We start from the raw sequence: 18,925 nt of genomic DNA, 5'->3' as shown, positions 1-18,925 counted from the left end.
GGGTCCTCACCGTTCGTCATCGTCGGGGCCGCCGGACGCGGCGTCTTCGAGTTCGCTCAGCACCAGGTCCTCCACCAGTTCGGCCAGGTCGGCCACGGTGCGGGAGACCAGCACGTCGCGGGGGGTGAGCGTGACGCCGAAGGCATCGTTGGCGCGGGAGGCGATCAGCAGGGCCCGCATGGAGTCGCCGCCGAGCAGGAAGAAGTCGTCGGTCACGCCGACGGCGGTGCCCAGGGTGTCGGCCCAGATCTCCGCGACCGCCTCCTCGGTGGGCGTGCGGGGTGCCAGCCGCTCGGCGGACCGCGGTTCGACCGGGCGGGGTGCGGGCAGCGCGCCGCGGTCGGTCTTGCCGCCGGGGGTGAGCGGGAAGCGCTCCAGGACGGCGAACGCGGTGGGGACCATCGGGCCGGGCAGCGAGCGGGCGGCCAGCGCCCGCAGTTCGGCGCCGGTCGGCGGTTCTCCGTCGGGCGCGACCAGCAGGTGGGCGACCAGCCGGGGCAGTCCCGGCTCGTCCTCGCGGACGCTCACCACGGCGTCCAGCACGGCCGGGTGGCGCACCAGCACGGCTTCGACCTCGCCCGCCTCGATCCGGTGGCCGCGCAGCTTCAGCTGGTGGTCGGTGCGGCCCAGGTAGTGGAGTTCGCCCCGGTGGTCACGGCGCACCAGGTCGCCGGTGCGGTACATCCGGCTGCCGGGCGGGCCGTACGGGTCGGCGGTGAACCGGGCCGCGGTGAGGCCGGGGCGGCCCAGGTAGCCGCGGGCCAACGCCGGTCCGCTCAGCCAGAGTTCGCCGGGGGTGCCGTCGGGCACCGGGCGCCGCCGGGCGTCCAGGACGTAGCCGCCGGTGCCGGGCAGCGGGCGGCCGATCGGCGGGGCGGCGCCGTCCGGGGCCAGCGGCGCGGACCAGGTGGCGACCACGGTGGCCTCGGTGGGGCCGTAGGAGTTGACCATGCGGTGGTGCGGGGCCCAACGGGCGACCAGGTCGGGGCCGCAGGCGTCGGCGCCGACGATCAGGGTCTTCAGCGCGGGCAGGGTGCCGGGGGTGTCGGCGGGCAGGGTGGCGAGGGCGGCGGGCGGCAGCAGGGTGTGGGTGATCCGCTCGCTCCGGAGCACCTCGGCGAGCCGGGCGCCGAGCAGCGGCCCGGGGGCGGGCACCACCAGGCGGGCGCCGTGCGGCAGGGCCAGGCAGAGTTCCAGCACGGAGGCGTCGAAGCTGGGGGTGGCGAAGGCCAGCACCCGGTCTCCGGGGGCGACGTGGTAGTGCGCGGCCTCGGCAGCGGCGAAGCCGGCCAGGCCCCGGTGGGTGAGGACGACGCCCTTGGGGGTGCCGGTGGAGCCGGAGGTGTAGATGACGTAGGCGGGGTCGTCCAGGTCGAGCGGGCGGGTCCGGTCGGCGTCGGTGGGGCGGTGCTCGGGGGCGTCGGCCGGTACGGCGGCGAGCAGCGCGGCGGTCTCCTTGGCGTCCAGGGTGAGCGCGGGGGCCGCGTCGCGCAGCATCGACTCCACCCGCTCGTCGGGGTAGTTGGGGTCGACGGGGAGGAAGGCGGCGCCGCTCTTGGCGACCGCCAGCTCGGCGATCAGCATGTCGGCCGAGCGTGGCAGCAGCAGGGCGACGAGGGTACCGGGGCCGGCGCCACGGGCGATCAGCCGGTGTGCCAGGCGGTTGGCGTGGGCCTCCAGTTCGGCGAAGGTCAGTTCCAGGCCCTCGGCGCTCAGGGCCACGGCGTCCGGACTTCGGTCGACGGCGGCCTCGACCAGGGCGGGCAGGCTCACCGGGGTGACGGGGCCGAGGGCCGGGCGGGCCGGTCCGTGCAGCAGCCGTTCCCGTTCGCCGGGCGGCAGCAGGTCCAGGTCGTCCAGTCGGACGGTGCCGTCGGTGGCGGCCAACGCGTTGAGGGTGTGCAGGAGTTGGGCGGCCAGCCGCTCGGCGGTCGCGTGGTCGAGGTAGCGGGGGTCGTGGCCGAGTTCGACGGCGAGCCGCTCGCCGGGCGAGACGACCACGGTGAGCGGGTAGTTGGTGGCCTCCCGGGCGTCCAGTTCGCGGATCCGCAGGCCGTGGGCGCCGGCTGTGGCGTCGCCGACCGGGTAGTTCTCCAGCACCACCAGGCTGTCGAACAGCTCGGTGCCGGGCGGGAGTTGGCTGAGCGCCCGGATCTCGGCCAGCGGCAGGTGCTCGAACCGGCGGTCCTCGGCGCGCTCCTCCTGGAGGCCGCGCAGCCACTCGGCGCAGGGCCGGCCGCCGTCGACGCCGACCCGGGCGGGCAGGGTGGTGATGAACAGGCCGATGATGGCGTCCGAGCCGGTCAGTTCGGCCGGGCGTCCGGAGACGGTGGTGCCGAAGCAGACCCGGCTCTCGCCGCTGCGGCGGGCGAGCAGCAGGGCCCAGGCGCCCTGCACCAGGGTGTTGAGAGTGAGCCGGTGGCGGCGGGCGAAGTCCTGGAGCCGCCGGGTCTCGGCCTCGCCGAGCCGGTGCGAGAGCCACTGCCCGGAGCGGGCGGTGTCGCCGGGGGCGGGCCGGCGGTCGTAGGGCAGCGGGGTGGGCGCGGTGAGGTCGGCGAGCACGGCGCGCCAGTGCTCGGTGGCGGCAGCACGGGAGGTGTCGCGGGTGGCGAGCCAGCTCACGTAGTCCGCGAAGGGCCGGCGCTCGGGCAGGTGCGGCCGCTCCCCGGCGAGCAGCGCGGCGTGCGCGGCCAGGACGTCGGCGAGCACATGGAAGACGCTCCAGCCGTCCAGCAGCACATGGTGGAAGGTCCATACCACCCGGACGGTGTCCGGCCCGAGCCGGATCAGGTGGAGGCGCAGCAGCGGGGCCCGGTCCAGGGCGAGCGGGCGGGAGCGCTCCTCGGTGAGCAGCGCTTCCAGCCGGGTTCCGCGCAGTGCTTCGGGCAGGTCGCTCCAGTCGTGCCGGGTGACCGGCAGGGTCGCCTGCCGGTGCACCAGTTGCAGCGGCACCGGGACGTCGCGCAGGGCGACGGCGGTGCGCAGCACGGGGGTACGGTCGACCACCTGCTGCCAGGCGGCGGCCACCAGCTCCGGGTCGCGGGCGCCGTCCAGGACGAAGGTGAGCTGTTCGACGTACAGGCCGTGCCGGGCCTCGTCCAGGCCGTGCAGCACCATGCCGGTCTGGGTGGGGGTGAGCGGCTGGATCTCGGTCACCTCGCGCCCGGTGCCGGCCAGCCGGTCGACGGCGGCCTGGTCCAGCGGGGCCAGCGGGAAGTCGGCGGGGGTGCGGCCGCCGGAGCCCGGTTCGGCGCAGTGCCGGACGATCTCCCGCAGTTCGTCGAGGAGTTCGGCGGCGAGCCGGCCGACGGTGGCCCGGTGGTGCCGTTCCCGGGAGTAGGACCAGGTGAACTCCAGCCGTCCGTCGGCCACTTGGCCGAGCACATCGAGCAGGTGGGGGCGCTCGGCGGTGCGGTCCAGGCCGCCGGTGAGCGGCCCGTACGGGGAGTGCAGCAGGCCGCCGGAGGTGGCGGTCCAGTCCTGCCGGCCCAGGTAGTTGAAGCCGATCTGCGGCAGGCCGGGCAGCTCGGGGGTGTCGCGCAGGTGGCGCAGGGCGCCGTGGCCGAGGCCGCCGTGCGGGACGGCGCGCAGGTTCTCCTTGACGGCCTTGAGCACGGTGCCGGTGTCGGCGGTGCGGGGGACGTCCAGGGCGACGGGGTACATCGCGGTGAACCAGCCGACGGTGCGGGAGAGGTCGACGCCGTCGAACAGCTCCTCACGGCCGTGGCCCTCCAGGGCGACGGCCACCGTGTCCCGTCCGGTCCAGCGGGCCAGGACCCGGCCGAGGGCGCAGAGCAGCACGTCGTTGACCCGGGTCCGGTAGGCCTCCGGGACGTCCTGGAGCAGCTGCCTGGTCTGCTCGGCGTCCAGGGCCACGGTGAGCGACTCCTCCTCGGCGGCCGTGTTGGCACCGTCGAGGTCGGTCGGCAGGGGGGTCGTGACCGCGCCCTCCAGGCCGTGCCAGTGGGCGAGTTCGCGGTCGAAGCCGCCGGCCGCGGTGTGTGCGGCGAGCTGCTCGGCCCAGGCGCGGAAGGAGGTGCTCTTGGGGCCGAGGTCGGGCTGCCGCCCGGCCTTCAGGGTGCGGTGGGCGGTGTCCAGGTCCTCCAGGATCAGCCGCCAGGACACCGCGTCCACCACCAGGTGGTGCGCGGCCAGCAGCAGCACGGGGTGGGGGTCGTCCGGGAGGTGGCAGAGCGCGGCGCGCAGCAGCGGTCCGGCGGCCAGGTCGAAGCCCTCGGCCAGCTGTTCCCGCAGCCGCTCCACCTCGGCTCCGGTGCCCGGCCGGTGGGTGGACAGCGCGGGGGCCTGGCCGGGCGCGGCGCCGTGCTGGCGCCAGCGGCCGTCACCGAGCGGCTGGTAGCGCAGCCGCAGCGCGTCGTGCTGGTCCAGGACGGCGGCCAGTGCGGCCCACAGCAGGGCTTCGTCGGTGTCGGGGGCGAGCCGGAAGGCGAGGGACTGGGTGAGCCGGGCCGGGTCTCCGTCGAGGGTGTCGAACAGCCAGTGCTGGACGGGGGTGAGCGGGGCGTCTCCGGTGACCGGCCCTTGTTCGGCGCCGCCGGTGGCGTGCGGCGCCTCCTCGGCGGCACGGGCGAGTTCGGCCAGGGTCTGGTGGGCGAACAGGTGGCGGGGGGTCAGGGTGAGGCCGGCCCGGCGGGCCGCCGAGACGATCTGGATGCCCAGGATGGAGTCGCCGCCGAGCGCGAAGTAGTTGTCGTCGAGGCCGACTTCGGGCACACCGAGGACGTCCGTCCAGATCGCGGCCAGGGTGCGTTCGGTGGCGGTGCGCGGTGGCCGGGCGCCGCCGCCGGTGGCGGGGGCGTGCCACTGGGGTGCGGGCAGGGCGCGCCGGTCGAGCTTGCCGGTGGCGCCGAGCGGCAGCCGCTCCAGCGGCACCACCAGGGCGGGCACCAGGTGGTCGGGGAGGGTGCCGGCCAGGAAGGCCCGCCACTCGGCCGGGTCGGGCAGCCGGCCGTCGCGGGCGACGGCGTAGCCGACCAGCCGCTTGTGGCCGTCCTGCTCCACCACCCGGGCGGCGGCCGCGGCCACCTGCGGGTGGCGGGCCAACGCGGCCTCCAGCTCGCCGAGTTCGATCCGGAAGCCGCGTACCTTGACCTGGTCGTCGGCGCGGCCGAGGTAGCGCAGCTCGCCGTCGGCCGTCCAGCGGACCAGGTCGCCGGTGCGGTACATCCGGGCGCCGGGCGGGCCGAAGGGGTCGGGCAGGAAGCGGGCGGCGGTGAGGCCGGGGCGGCGCAGGTAGCCGCGGGCCACGCCGGTGCCGGCCAGGTACAGCTCCCCCGGCGCGCCGACCGGCACCGGGCGCAGCCGCCCGTCCAGGACGTAGGCCCGGGCGCCGCCGGCCGGGCGGCCGATCGGCGGGTCGCGGTCGGGGTCGGCGGGGTCGCAGAGGGCGGCGGTGGCGTAGACGGTGGCCTCGGTGGGGCCGTAGACGTTGAGCACCCGGCAGCCGGGGACGGCCGCCCGGACCTGGCGCACGGTGCGGGCGGGCAGCGCCTCGCCGGCCAGCAGCACGGTGTCCGCCGCGAGTCGGACGGTGTTGTCGGCCAGCAGCCCGCCGAGGGCGGAGGGCACCGCGCTGACCAGGCCGGCCCGCCAGGGGCCGGGCCGTTCGGCGAGGGCCAGGAGGTCGCGGACGAGTTCCACGCAGCCGCCCGCGAGCAGCGGCGCGAAGATCTCGAACACCGAGACGTCGAAGTTCAGCGAGGTGGCGGCGACCACGTGGGCGAGGCCGCGGCCGCCGAACTCCCGGGCCGCCCAGTCGGTCAGGGCGAGGACGGAGGCGTGGGCGACCACCACGCCCTTGGGGCGGCCGGTGGAGCCGGAGGTGTGGATGACGTACGCGGGGTGGGCGGGCAGCAGAGCGGCGGATCGTTCCTGCACGTCCGGCGCGGCCGGCCCGTCAGGCGTGTCCGGTGTGTCCAGCGTGTCCGCCCCGTCCGGCCCGTCCAGCGCGTCGGCGCGGACGGCGGCGAGCCGGGCGGCGCAGGCCGGGTCGTCGAGCACGATCCGGGTGAACGGGCCCGCCGGCAGCCGCCCCTGGGTCTCGGAGGCGGTGATGACGGCGTCCGGCCGGACGTCCTCGAAGAGGTAGGCGATCCGCTCGGCCGGGTACCCCGGGTCGACAGGCAGGTAGCCGGCGCCGCTCTTGAGCACCGCCAGCAGGGCCACCACCAGCTCGGCGGTGCGCGGCAGGGCGAGCGCGACGAAGCGCTCCGGGCCGGCGCCGGCCTCGGTCAGCAGCCGGGCCAGCCGGTCGGAGCGCTCGTCCAGCTCCCGGTAGGTCAGCAGGGTGTCGCCGGAGCGGACGGCCGGGGCCTCGGGGGTGCGGGCGGCCTGCCGGGCGAAGGCCTCGGGCAGGGTGCCCGCGGGCGGCTCGACCACGGGCCCGCCGAGGCGTTCGACCAGCGCGCGGCCCTGTTCCGGTGCCAGCAGCGGCAGTTCGGCGGCCGGCCGGCCGAGGTCGGCGGCCAGCTCCGCCAGCAGGGTCCGCAGGCTCGCCCCGAGGCCTTCGACGGTGGCGGTGTCGAAGGCGGCCGGGTCGTGGTCCAGGTCGATCTCGATGGCCTCGCCGGGGGCGACCACCACGCTGAGCGGGTAGCTGGTCGGCTCCAGGACGTGCTCGGTCTCCACCGTCAGGCCGTGCCTGGTCAACGCCCCGGCGTCGAAGGGGTAGTTCTCGAAGACCACGATGCTGTCGAACAGGCCCGTCCCGCCGGGCAGTTCGCTCCAGCTCTGGAGCTGCGCCAGCGAGACGCCGTCGTACCGGCGGGCCTCCGACTGGGTGTGCTGAAGCTCGCGCAGCCACTCCAGCAGCGGGCGCCGGGGGTCGATCCGCGCCCGGGTCGGCAGGGCGTTGATGAACAGCCCCACCATCGAGGTGACGCCCGGGAGTTCGGCGGGCCGGCCGGAGACGATGGTGCCGAACACCACGTCGTCCCCGCCGCCGTAACGGGAGAGCAGCAGCGCCCAGGCGCCCTGGAGCACGGTGTTGACGGTCAGCCCGGCCTGCCGGGCGGTGTCGCGCAGCCGGTCGGAGAGTTCGGCGCCGAGGCTGATCCGCACCTTGGCGGAGGAGGTGGCCCGGTGGGCCTCGGCGGGGCGCCGGTCCCGGGGCAGTTCGGTGGGGGCGGGGAAGCCCGCGAGGGTGTCCCGCCAGTACCGTTCGGCCCGCTCCTGGTCCTGGTCGGACAGCCAGCGCAGGTAGTCGGCGAAGGGGGCGCGCTCGGCGAGCCGGGGCGGGCGCCCGGCGGTCAGCGCCGCGTAGCGCTCGCACACCTCGTCGAAGACCTGGGCGGCGCTCCAGCCGTCCAGCAGGACGTGGTGGAAGGTCCAGACCAGCCGCACCCGGTCGGGGGCCAGCCGGACCACGGACAGCCGCATCAGCGGCCCGGCGGCCAGGTCGATCCCGGCCTCCCGGTCGGCGGCGAGCAGCCGGGCGGTGTCCCGGGCGACCTGTGCGGCGGGCCGGTCCGTCCAGTCGTGCCGGGTGACCGGCAGGGCGGCCCGCTGCTGCACGACCTGCACGGGCTCGGCGGTGTCCTGCCAGCTGAGCCGGGTGCGCAGCACCGGGTTGGCCTCGGCGGCCTGCCGCCAGGCCTCGGCCAGCGCCGCCGGGTCGCTGACGCCGGTCAGCACCAGCTGGACCTGGTTGACGTAGGTGCGGTTCTCCGGCTCCAGCAGGCTGTGGAACAGCATGCCCGCCTGCATCGGCGTCAGCGGGTAGACGTCGGCGACGGAGCGGCCGTCCCCGACGATCCGGTCCACCGCGGCCTGGTCCAGCCGGGCCAGCGGGAAGTCGGCGGGGGTGCGGCCGCCGGCCTCGGGGCGGGCGCAGTGGGCGAGGATCCCCTCCAGCGCGCGCAGCATGGCCTCGGCGAGGGCGCCGACGGTGGCTTCGCGGTGCCGGCCGGCGCTGTAGTACCAGCCGATCTCCAGCTCCTCGCCCTCGACCCGGGCGACCACGTCCAGCAGGTGGGGGCGCTCGGTGCCGGGCGCCTCCGCGCCGCCCAGGCCGCCGGGGACGGCGCGCACCAGGGCGGCGCCGTCGGCGGACCAGTCGAAGCGGCCCAGGTAGTTGAAGCTGATCCCGGGGGTGCCGGCGAGCGCTTCGTCCCCGGCCAGGTAGCGCAGCGCACCGTAGCCGAGCCCGCGGTCCGGCACCGCGCGCAGCTGTTCCTTGACGGACTTCAGCGCGACGCCCCAGTCCCCGCCCGAAACACCCGAGACATCCGCGGCCTCCGAGACATCCGAGACATCCGAGATGTCCGAGATATCCGGGACATCCAGGGCGAGCGGGAACAGCGAGGTGAACCAGCCGACCGTCCGGGACAGGTCGACGCCCTCGAACAGGCCGTCCTCGCGGCCGTGGCCCTCCAGGCCGATCGCGACGGTACGCCGGCCGGTCCAGTCCGCGAGCACCCGGCCGAGCGCGGTGAGCAGGACGTCGTCGATCCGGGTGCGGTAGACCGCGGGCACCTGGCGCAGCAGCCGGTCGGTGCGCTCGCGGTCCAGCCGGACGGTCACCGACCGCAGTTCGGCAGTGGTGTTGCCGCCCTCGCCGTCCACCGGCAGCGGCGTGGCGCAGGCCCGGGCGGCCGCGGCCCAGTGGGCGCGCTGGTCGGCGAAGCCGCCGGTCTCGGTGCGGGCCCGCAGCAGGCCGGTCCACTCCCGGACGGAGGTGGTGCGGGCGGGCAGCCGCAGCGGGCGGCCCTCGACGGCCTGCCGGTAGGCGGTCTCCAGGTCCTCCAGCAGGATCCGCCAGGAGACGCCGTCGACGGCCAGGTGGTGGACGGCCAGCAGCAGCCGGGCGGGGCGGGTGCCGTCGGAGACGAACAGCCGGGCTGCGAACAGCGGGCCGGTGTCCAGCCGGAACCCGGCCTGGGCGGCGCCGGTCACCGCCGCCTCGTGGCCGTGCGAGTGGACCTCCAGCAGCTCGGGGGCGGTGGCGTCGGCGGGCTCGCAGTGCTGCTGCCAGGCGCCGTCCGCACCGGGGGTGAACCGGCAGCGCAGGGCGTCGTGGTGCGCCCACAGGGCGGTCAGGGCGCGGCGCAGCGCGTCCTGGTCGACCTCGCCGGGCGTCTCCACCACCACGGACTGGTTGAAGTGGTGGGCCTGCGCCGGGTCGGGGTCGAGGAACCAGTGCTGGATGGGGGTCAGGCCGACCTCGCCGCTGACCGGTTCGGTGCCGACGACGGTGGTGGCGGTGCCGGCGGCCGTGGCCAGCGCGGCGACGGTGGGGTGCCGGAAGAGGTCGCGCGGGGAGAGTGCGAGCCCGGCGGCGCGGGCCCGGGAGACCACCTGGATGCTCAGGATGGAGTCACCGCCGAGCAGGAAGAAGTCGTCGTCGATGCCGACCCGCTCCACCCCGAGCAGCTCCGCCCAGATCCCGGCGAGCAGGCGCTCGGCCTCGGTGCGCGGGGCCCGGTGGTCGGCGCCGCCGGCCGTGGACCAGTCGGGAGCGGGCAGCCGGCGGCGGTCCACCTTGCCGTTGGCGGTCAGCGGGAGTTCGGGCACCGGGACGAAGGCGGCGGGCAGCATGTAGTCGGGCAGGTCGGCCGCCAGGTGGGCGCGCAGGGCGGCGGCGGTGGGCGGCTCGGCGGTGGGCAGCTCGGCGGTGGGCAGCTCGGTGCCCCCGGCGGGCACCAGGTGGGCGACCAGCCGCTTGCGCCCGCCGTCCTGGTTCAACGAGACCACGGCCTCGGCGACGGCCGGGTGGGCCCTCAGCCGGGCCTCGATCTCGGCGGGTTCGATCCGGAACCCGCGGATCTTGATCTGGTCGTCCGCGCGGCCGACGAACTGCAGCTCGCCGTCCTCGCTCCAGCGGGCGGTGTCCCCGGTGCGGTACATCCGGCTGCCGGGCGGCCCGTACGGGTCGGCCGGGTAGCGGGCGGCGGTCTCCCCCGGCCGGCCCCGGTAGCCCCGGGCGAGTCCGGCGCCGGCGATGTACAACTCGCCGGTGACCCCCGGGGGTTGCGGCTGGAGCGCACCGTCCAGGACGTACGCCCGGGTGTTGTCCAGCGGGCGGCCGATCGGCAGCACGGCGGGCAGCGGGTCGCCCGGCCGGAAGGCCCGGCGGGTGGCGAAGGTGGTGGTCTCGGTCGGGCCGTAGACGTCGACCACGGTGAGCTCGGGGCAGGCCTCCAGCACCCTGCGCACCACCGCGCCCGGCACCGCCTCGCCGCCGGTCCACACCTCCCGGGCGCCGCGCAGGCAGCCCGGGTCCTCCTGGGCGAGCAGCCGGAACAGCCCGATGGTCAGGAACAGGCAGCGCACGCCCTGCTCGGTGACGGCACGGCGGACGGCGGCGGCGTCCAGGTCCCCGGGCGGGGCGAGTACGGCGGTGCCGCCGCGCAGCAGTGGCACCCACAGTTCGTAGGTGGCGGCGTCGAAGGCGTGCGGGGAGTGCACCAGCACCCGGTCGTGGGCGGCGAAGGCGCCGTCCAGGGCGAGTGCGACGACGTCCCGGCGGCGCACCGCGACGCCCTTGGGGGTGCCGGTGGATCCGGAGGTGAACATCAGGTACTGGAGGTTGTCGGGGTGGACCGGCCGCGCCCCGGCGGCGCGCGCCGTGTTCGGCTCGACGCAAGCCCCGTCGACCAGCAACACCCTTTGTTCCGAGCGCAGTTCGGCGGCCGTGCCGGCCCAGTCGGCGTCGGTGAGCAGCAGCTCGGCGCCGGCCTCGGTGAGCATCCGGTGCAGCCGCTCGCGCGGGGCCCGGCCGTCCAGCGGCACGTACACTCCGCCGGTGCGGACCAGGGCCAGCTGGGCGACGACCAGGTCGGTGGAACGATTCATCAGCACCCCGACCGGGCACTCCGGACCGACCCCGAGCGCGGCCAGCCGGCCGGCCAACGCGGCGGCCCGGGCGTCGAGTTCGCGGTAGCTCAGGCGCTCCTCCCCCGCCTCCACCGCGACGGCCTCGGGCACCCGCCGCACCTGCTCGGCGAACAGCTCCGCGATGTCCCGCTCCGGCCGCCGGACCGCGGTGTCGTTCCAGTCGACCAGCACCCGCCGGCGCTCCTCGGCGCTCAGCAGCGGGATCCGCGCGGGCGGGCGAGCGGCCCCCTCGGGCAGGGCCGTCAGCAGGGCGGTGAGCTGGCGGGCCGTCCGGCGGATCGTGGCGGCGTCGAACAGCCGGGGGTCGTAGCACAGCCGCAGGGCCAGCTCCGGGCCCGGGTAGGCCAGCAGGGCGAGCGGGTAGTTGGTGGTCTCGATGCCGTCCAGCTCGCGCAGCCGCAGGCCGTGGGCGGCGGCCGCGTCGTCGTCCACCGGGTAGTTCTCGAAGACCACGATGCTGTCGAACAGGGCGCCCTGCTCGGGCAGTTCGGTGCCGGCCCGCAGCCGGGTGAGCGGGAGGAAGCCGTGCCGGCGGTCCTCGCTCTGCTCCCGTTGCAGCTCGCGCAGCCAGTCCAGCAGGGTGCCCTCGGCGGGCACCGCGGCCCGGGTGGGCAGGGTGGTGATGAACAGCCCGGTCATCGTCTCCACCCCGGGCAGCTCGGGCGGGCGCCCGGCGGAGGTGGTGCCGAACAGCACGTCACCGCGGTTCGCCTGGCGGCCGAGCAGGATCGCCCAGGCGCCCTGGACCAGCGTGTTCAGGGTGACGCCGGCGGTGCGGGCGAGCCCCTCCAGGGCCCGGGTCGCGGCGGCGGGCAGGGTGAAGGGCAGCGCCCGGGTGGACTCGGCGCGGTGGCTCTGGCGCGGCTCACGGTCGTAGGGCAGCGGCGTCGGCTCGCTCAGCCCGGCCAGCCGGGTGCGCCAGTACCGCTCCGCCTCGGCGGTGTCCCGCTCGCCCAGCCAGGCGACGTAGTCGCGGTACGGGCGGCGCTGCGGGACGGTGCCGTACGGGACGTCCCCCTGCGCTCCGGGCCGGGCCGGCGCGGCGTGCACGGCGAAGACGTCCGAGAGCACCTGGAACAGGCTCCAGCCGTCCAGCACCAGGTGGTGGAAGGACCACAGCACCCGCACCCGCTGGTCGCAGAGCCGGATCAGCACCAGCCGCTGGAGCGGCGCCCGGGTGAGGTCGAGGCCGCGGGCCCGGTCGCGGTCCAGCAGTGCGGCCAGCCGGGCCGCGCGCTCCGGCTCGGGCAGCGCGCGCCAGTCCAGCATGGTGACCGGCAGCTCCGCCCGGCGGCGGACCACCAGCAGCGGCTCGGGCACGTCCTGCCAGCGGACCTGGGCGCGCAGCACCTCGGTGCGGTCGCTGACCCACTGCCAGGCCGCGGCCAGTCGCTCCGGGTCGGGCACGCCGTCCAGGACGAAGTCCAGCTGCTGGAAGTAGGCGCCGCTGTCCTCCTCGGCGAGGCCGTGGAAGAGCATGCCGGCCTGGGTCGGCGTCAGCGGGAGGACGTCCTCGACCGCGCCCGGGTCGTCCCCGGTGATCCGGTCCACGGCCGCCTGGTCGAGCCGGGCCAGCGGGAAGTCGGACGGGGTCCGTCCGGCGGCGCCGGGGCGGGTGGCGAAGCGGGCGAGGTCGGCGAGTTCCTCGGCGAAGCGGCGGGCCAGCGCCTCGACGGTGGCCGGGTGGTGCCGGGGTTCGGCATAGCAGAAGGTGAACTCCAGGGCGTCGTCGACGAGTCGGCCGACCACCTCCAGGGGGTGCGGGCGTTCGGCGCTCGGGTCGGCGTCCAGTTCCAGCGGGCGGAAGGTGCCGCGCAGCAGGCCGCCGGCACCCTCGGAAACGTCCATCCGGCCCAGGTAGTTGAAGCTGATCCGGGCGGTCGGGGCGGTCGGCGCGGTGCCGGGGCGGCCCAGGTGGCGCAGGGCGTCGAAGCCCAGGCCGCGCCGGGGGACGGCGCGCAGCTGTTCCTTGACCAGTTTGAGCACGGCGTCCCAGCCGGCCCGGTCCGGCACGGCCAGCGCGACCGGGTGCCGGGTGGTGAACCAGCCGACGGTGCGGCCGAGTTCGAGGTCGGTGAACAGCTCCTCGCGCCCGTGCCCCTCGACGTCCACCACCACCCGGTCCAGCCCGCTCGCCCCGCACAGGGCCCGGCCGAGGGCGCCGAGCAGCACGTCGTTGGCCTGGGTGCGGTAGGTGTCGGGGAGGGTGCGCAGCAGGGCGGCGGTGTCGGCGGGGTCGAGCCGTACGGTCACCGAGCGGGCCGAGGCGTAGTCGTCGGGCGCCGCCGGGTCGTCGGCCGGGAAGGGGTCGGGGTCGGCGTCGGGGCTGGCCGCGGTTCGCGGCGGGAGGGCCCGCGCCCAGTACTCCGTCTCGTCCTCGAAGCCGCCGGCGGCCGCGAACTCGGCCAGCCGCTGGGCCCACTGCCGCAGCGGGGTGGACTTCACGGGCAGGGCCTCGGCGCCGTCCCGGCCGTCCCGGCGGGCCCGGTAGGCGGTGTCGAGGTCCTCCAGCAGCACCCGCCAGGAGACCCCGTCGACCACCAGGTGGTGGACGGCCAGGTGCAGCACCGGCGGCCGGCCGGCGCCGCGGTCGTGCAGCACGGCGCGCAGCAGCGGCCCCTGGCGCAGGTCGAACGGGCCGAAGTGGGGGGTGTCGTCGTCCGGTCCGGTGTGCCGGGCCAGCCGGAGCCGGGGGGCCCGGTCCTCGACCCGCCAGCGCGCGCCGCCCGGCCGGTCCCCGGGCTCGGTCTCGGCCTCGGTCTCGGTCTCGGCACCGGTCTCGGCATCGGCATCGGGCCCGGCATCGGGCCCGGCATCGGAGAACGTCGAGCGCAGCGCGTCATGGTGCCCGACCAGGTCGTTCAGCGCCTCCTCCAGCGCCGCCCGGTCCACGTCGCCGGGCAGCAGGAGGGAGAGCGCCTGGTTGAAGTGCCCGGCGCGCCCGGCGGCCCGTTCCAGCCACCAGCGCTGGATCGGGGTGGGCACCCCCGCCCCGGTGGCGGCCACCTCGGGGGTGGCGGCGGGCCGTTCGGCGGCGTCGGCGCAGCGGGCCAGCGCGGCCACCGTCTGGTGCCGGTAGAGGTCCCGGGAGGTCAGCGGCAGCCCTTCCTGCCGGGCCCGGGCCACCACCTGGATGCCGAGGATGGAGTCGCCGCCGAGGTCGAAGAAGTTGTCGTCCGCGCCGACCCGGTCCAGTCGCAGCACCTCCGTCCAGATGGCGGCGAGGGCCTGCTCGGAGGGGGTGCGGGGGGCGACGTGGCGGACGGTCCGGGCGGCCGGCCCCGGGTCGGGCAGCCGGCCCCGGTCGAGCTTGCCGTTGGGGTTGAGCGGCAGCGCGTCCAGCGGCAGCACGGTCGCGGGGACGAGGTGGTCGGGCAGCGTCAGGGAGAGCGCGCGGCGCACGGCCTCGGGCTCCAGCCGGGCGCCCGGGGCGGGCACCACGTAGCCGACCAGGCGCCGGTGGCCGTCGTCCTCGGCGACGGCGGCGGCCGCCTCGGCCACGCCGGGGCAGCGCCGCAGGGCCTCCTCCACCTCGCCCAGTTCGATCCGGAAGCCGCGGACCTTCACCTGCTGGTCGATCCGGCCGAGGTACTCCAGGTCGCCGTCGGCGTTCCACCGCGCCAAGTCCCCGGTGCGGTACATCCGGCCGCCGGGCTCGCCGTACGGGTCGGCGACGAACCGGGCCGAGGTCAGCCCGCTGCGCCCCAGGTAGCCGCGTGCCAGTCCGCTGCCGCCGAGGTACAACTCGCCGACCACGCCGGCTGGTTGCGGGCGCAGCCCGGCGTCCAGGACGTACGCCCTGGTCAGCCCGAGCGGCCGGCCGATCGGCGGCGCCTGCTCCGGCAGCCGGTCGCCGGCGAACCAGCCGGTGGCGTAGACGGTGGCCTCGGTGGGGCCGTACAGGTTGGCGACGGCGCTGCCGGGCAGGGCCTGCCGCAGATCGCGCACGGCCCGGGCGGAGAGAGCCTCGCCGGCCAGCACCACGGTGTCCGGGTCGACGGGCACGGCTCCCCCGGCGATCAGCCGGGAGACCACCGAGGGCACACCGCTGAGCAAGCCGACCGGGCGCGGCCCCGGCTCGCCGGTCTCGGCGAGGGCGGTGAGGTCGGCGACCACCTCGACGGAGCCGCCCACCAGCAGCGGGCAGAGCAGTTCGAAGACGGACACGTCGAAGCTGAGCGAGGTGGCGGCGACCACGTGGGTCAGCCCCTCGGGCCCGAACCGCTCCGCCGCCCAGCCCGCGAGGACGGCGACGCTGCGGTGGGTGACCACCAGGCCCTTGGGGCGGCCGGTGGAGCCGGAGGTGTAGATGACGTAGGCGGGGTGGTCCGGCAGCAGCGGGCCGAGCCGGTCCTCGTCGGTCAGGTCGGTGTCCGCCTCGACCCCGGTGTCCGCCCCGACACCAGGCTCCGTCCCGACACCGGGCTCCGCCTCGGCAGCGGGCTCCGCGCAGTCCTCCAGCAGCAGGACCGGGCAGCCCTCGGGCAGCGCGGGGGCGGTCTCCCGGGTGGCGAGCACGATGGCCGGCTCGGCGTCCGCCAGCATCAGCCGGATCCGCTCGGCCGGGTAGGCCGGGTCCACCGGCAGGTACGCCGCGCCCGCCTTCAGCACCGCCCAGAGCGCCGACGGCAGTTCGGCCGAGCGCGGCAGGCAGAGTGCGACCAGCCGTTCCGGGCCCGCGCCCCGGGCGACCAGCAGCCGGGCGAGCCGGTTGGCGCGCCGGTTGACCGCCGCGTAGTCCAGTCGCACCGGGCCGTGGACCACGGCGGTCCGCCCGGGGGCCTCGGCGGCCCGCGCCTCGAAGAGCTCGGGCAGCACGGCGCCGGGGGCGTCCCGGCGGCCGCGCACCGGCGGGTTCCAGGAGTCGAGCAGGGTGCGCTGCTCCTCCTCGGAGAGCATGGGCAGTTCGGCGAGGGTGCGCTGCGGGCCGTCCGCCATCCCGGCCAGCAGCCGGTGCAGGTGGCGCGCCATCCGGGCCACCGTCCGCCGGTCGTACAGGTCGGTGTTGTGCTCCACGGTGAGCGTGCAGCCGCCCGCGTCGTCGGGGGTGAACTCCAGCACCAGGTCGAACCGGGCGGCCGGGCGGGGCAGCGGGTGGTCGGCGAAGCGCAGGCCGCCGGCGGGCGTCGGGGCGGTGGGGCTCTGCTGGACGACCAGCACCTGCACCAGCGGGGTCCGGCTCGGGTCGCGGGGCGGGGCGAGTTCCTCGACCACCCGGTCGAAGGGGGCTGCGGCGTGGGCGAAGGCGTCCAGCAGGGTGGTGCGCACGCTCTCCACGTACCGGTCGACGGTGGCCTTGCCGTCCACGTCGGCGCGCAGCACCACGGTGTTGACGAAGAAGCCGGTGACGTCCTCCAGTTCCCGCCGCTCGCGCCCGGTGGTGACGGTGCCGAAGGCCACGTCCCGCTGGCCGGAGTAACGCGAGAACAGCAGCGCGCAGGCCCCGGCGAACAGGGTGAACACGGTGGCGCCCCGGCCGGCCGCCAGGTGCCGCAGCCGGGCCACCAGTTCGGCCGGGAGGTGGTGGCGGTGCGCCCCGCCGGCGGTGGTGCGCAGCGCGGGCCGGGGCCGGTCGGTGGGCAGTTGCAGCGGCTGGAGGTCGGCCAGCCAGCGCTTCCAGTAGGCGAGGTCGGTGGCCGCCGTGGCGTCCGGGCGGTGCTGCTCCCAGTGCGCGAAGTCGGGGTACTGGAGGGCGGGGGCGGGCAGTCCGTCCGGTTCGCCGGCGCTCTCCGCCCGGTAGAGCGCGGCCAGTTCGCGGGTGAGCACGCCGACCGACCGGCCGTCGGTGACGATGTGGTGCTGCCCGAGCAGCAGCAGGTGGTCCTCGGCGGCCAGCCGGACGAGCAGCGCCCGGGTGAGCGGACCGTCCGTCAGGTCGTACGGGCGGCTCAGCTCCTCGGTCAGCAGCCGTTCGGCCGCGGCCTCGCGCTCCTCGGCGGGCAGCGCGGCGAGGTCCGCGGTGCGCAGCGGCAGGGCGGCGGCCGCGGCGACGTGCTGGACGAGCCGGCCGTCGACGGTGGCGAAGGTGGTGCGCAGCGAGTCGTGGCGGGCGGCGAGCCGGTGCAGTGCCCGGCGCAGCGCCTCGACGTCGGGCGTCCCGTGCAGCCGCAGGGAGACGCCGGTGTTGTACTCGGTGCCGCCGGCGTCGAGGTCGTGGAGGAACCACAGCCGGCGCTGGGCGCTGGAGGCCGGGGCCGGTTCGCCGCGCGGGGCGGGCGGGATGGGCTCCGGCGCCGGGTCGGCCGGCCGGTCGTCCAGCAGTGGGGCCAGGGCGGCGACGGTCCGTGCGGTGAAGACGTCGCGGAGGGTGAGCCGGGCGCCGAGGCGCTCGGTGATCCTGGCCAGGGCGCGGGCGGCGAGGATCGAGTCGCCGCCCAGCTCGAAGAAGTCGTCGCTCACCCCGACCGTGTCGACGCCGAGGGCCTCGGCCCAGATGGCGGCCAGGGCGCGTTCGCGCCCGGTGCGCGGGGCGAGCGGCTCGGCGGTGGCGGGGCGGGCGGGGGCGGGCAGCGCGCGCTGGTCGATCTTGTGCTGGGGGGTGAGCGGCAGCGCGGGCAGGACGACGACGGCGGCGGGCACCAGGTGGGCCGGCAGGGCGGCGGCCAGGGCGGTGCGCAGGGCCGCCGGGTCGGGGGCGTGCTCCTGGTCGGCCGGGGTGACGTAGCCGACCAGCCGGGCCCGGCCCGGTTCGTCCTCCCGGACCACCACGACGGCCTGGTCGACGGCCGGCTGCGCCCGCAGGGCGGCTTCGATCTCGCCGGGTTCGATCCGGAAGCCGCGGACCTTCACCTGCCGGTCGAGCCGGCCGAGGAACTCCAGCTGCCCGTCGGCCGTCCAGCGGGCCCGGTCGCCGGTGCGGTAGAGCCGGGCGCCGGGCGGCCCGAAGGGGTCGGGCAGGAAGCGGGCGGCGGTCAGGCCCGGACGGCCCAGGTAGCCGCGCGCCACACCCGCGCCGCCGATGTACAACTCGCCGTCGGTGCCGGCCGGCTGGGGGCGCATCCGGGCGTCGAGGACGTACGCCCGGGTGTGCGGCAGCGCGCCGCCGATGGTCGGGGTGCCGCTGCCGGCGGTCAGCGGGCCGGTCCAGGTGGCGACGATGGTGGCCTCGGTCGGGCCATAGGAGTTGATCATGCGTCGGCCGGGCGCCCAGCGGTCGACCAGTTCGGCGGGGCAGGCCTCGGCGCCGACGATCAGGGTGCGCAGCCGGCGGCCCGCCCCTTCGGGCACGGTGGCCAGGGCGGCGGGCGGGATGAGGGCGTGGGTGATCCGCTGCTCGTCCAGCACGGCGGCGAGTTCGGCGCCCAGCCAGGGGCCGTCCGGCGGGACCACCAGGGTGGCACCGGCCAGCACGGAGACGAACAGCTCCAGCACGGAGGCGTCGAAGCTGGGCGAGGAGAACTGCAGCACCCGGTCCCCGGGCCGTACGGCGTACCGCTCGACGGCCGCCGCGGTGAACCCGGCGATCCCCCGGTGGGTGACCACCACGCCCTTGGGCGTCCCGGTGGAGCCCGAGGTGTAGATGACGTACGCGGCGTGGTCGGTGCCGTACTGCTCGGCGGGTTCGCCGGGGTCGGCGCCGGGCTCCTCGTCGGGTTCACCGGGGTCGGTGCCGGCCGTCTCCAGGGCCGCGCCGACCCAGGCCGGGTCGTCCAGCACCACCGCGGGCGCGGCGTCGGCGAGCATCAGCGCCCGCCGCTCGGGCGGGTAGCCGGGGTCGACGGGCAGGAAGGCGGCGCCGGCCCGGGCGACGGCCAGTTCGGCCGCGACCAGTTCCATCGAGCGCGGCAGGACGAGGGCCACCGTCCGGTCCGTACCGGCGCCCCGGCGTCTCAGCGCCTGCGCCAGCCGGTCCACCCGGTCGGCCAGCTCGCGGTAGCTCCAGGTGCGCCGGCCGTCGGTCAGCGCGGGCGCGTCCGGCGTGTCGGCCACCCGGGCGGCGAACAGCCCGTGGAGCGTCCGGCCGGCCGGGGACGGGTCGGCGGCGGTGTCCGGCGCCCCGGCGGTGCCGTGGGCCTGCGGCGGAGCGGACGGACGCGCGGGCTGGGCGGGCCAGTCGGCCATGACGGGAGGT

At 76.8% G+C, this 18,925-nt stretch carries 1 protein-coding gene; it reads right to left on the bottom strand.

The genetic code is table 11. The features are described 5' to 3' along the window. Positions 1 to 6: 6 nt before the first annotated feature. Positions 7 to 18,915, bottom strand: coding sequence for a non-ribosomal peptide synthetase (locus ACZ3YL_RS14740; protein WP_465657508.1), 18,909 nt, complete (start codon positions 18,913 to 18,915; stop codon positions 7 to 9). Positions 18,916 to 18,925 lie beyond the last annotated feature (10 nt).

The sequence above is a fragment of the Kitasatospora sp. NPDC023176 genome, from assembly GCF_055560495.1.
Note: the sequence above shows the minus strand (reverse complement) of the source record. Positions and strands in the feature narration are given on the sequence as shown.

Excerpts from the sequence above, each read along its gene's own strand:
- ACZ3YL_RS14740 (WP_465657508.1), bottom strand. The coding sequence starts at position 18,915 with ATGGCCGACTGGCCCGCCCAGCCCGCGCGTCCGTCCGCTCCGCCGCAG.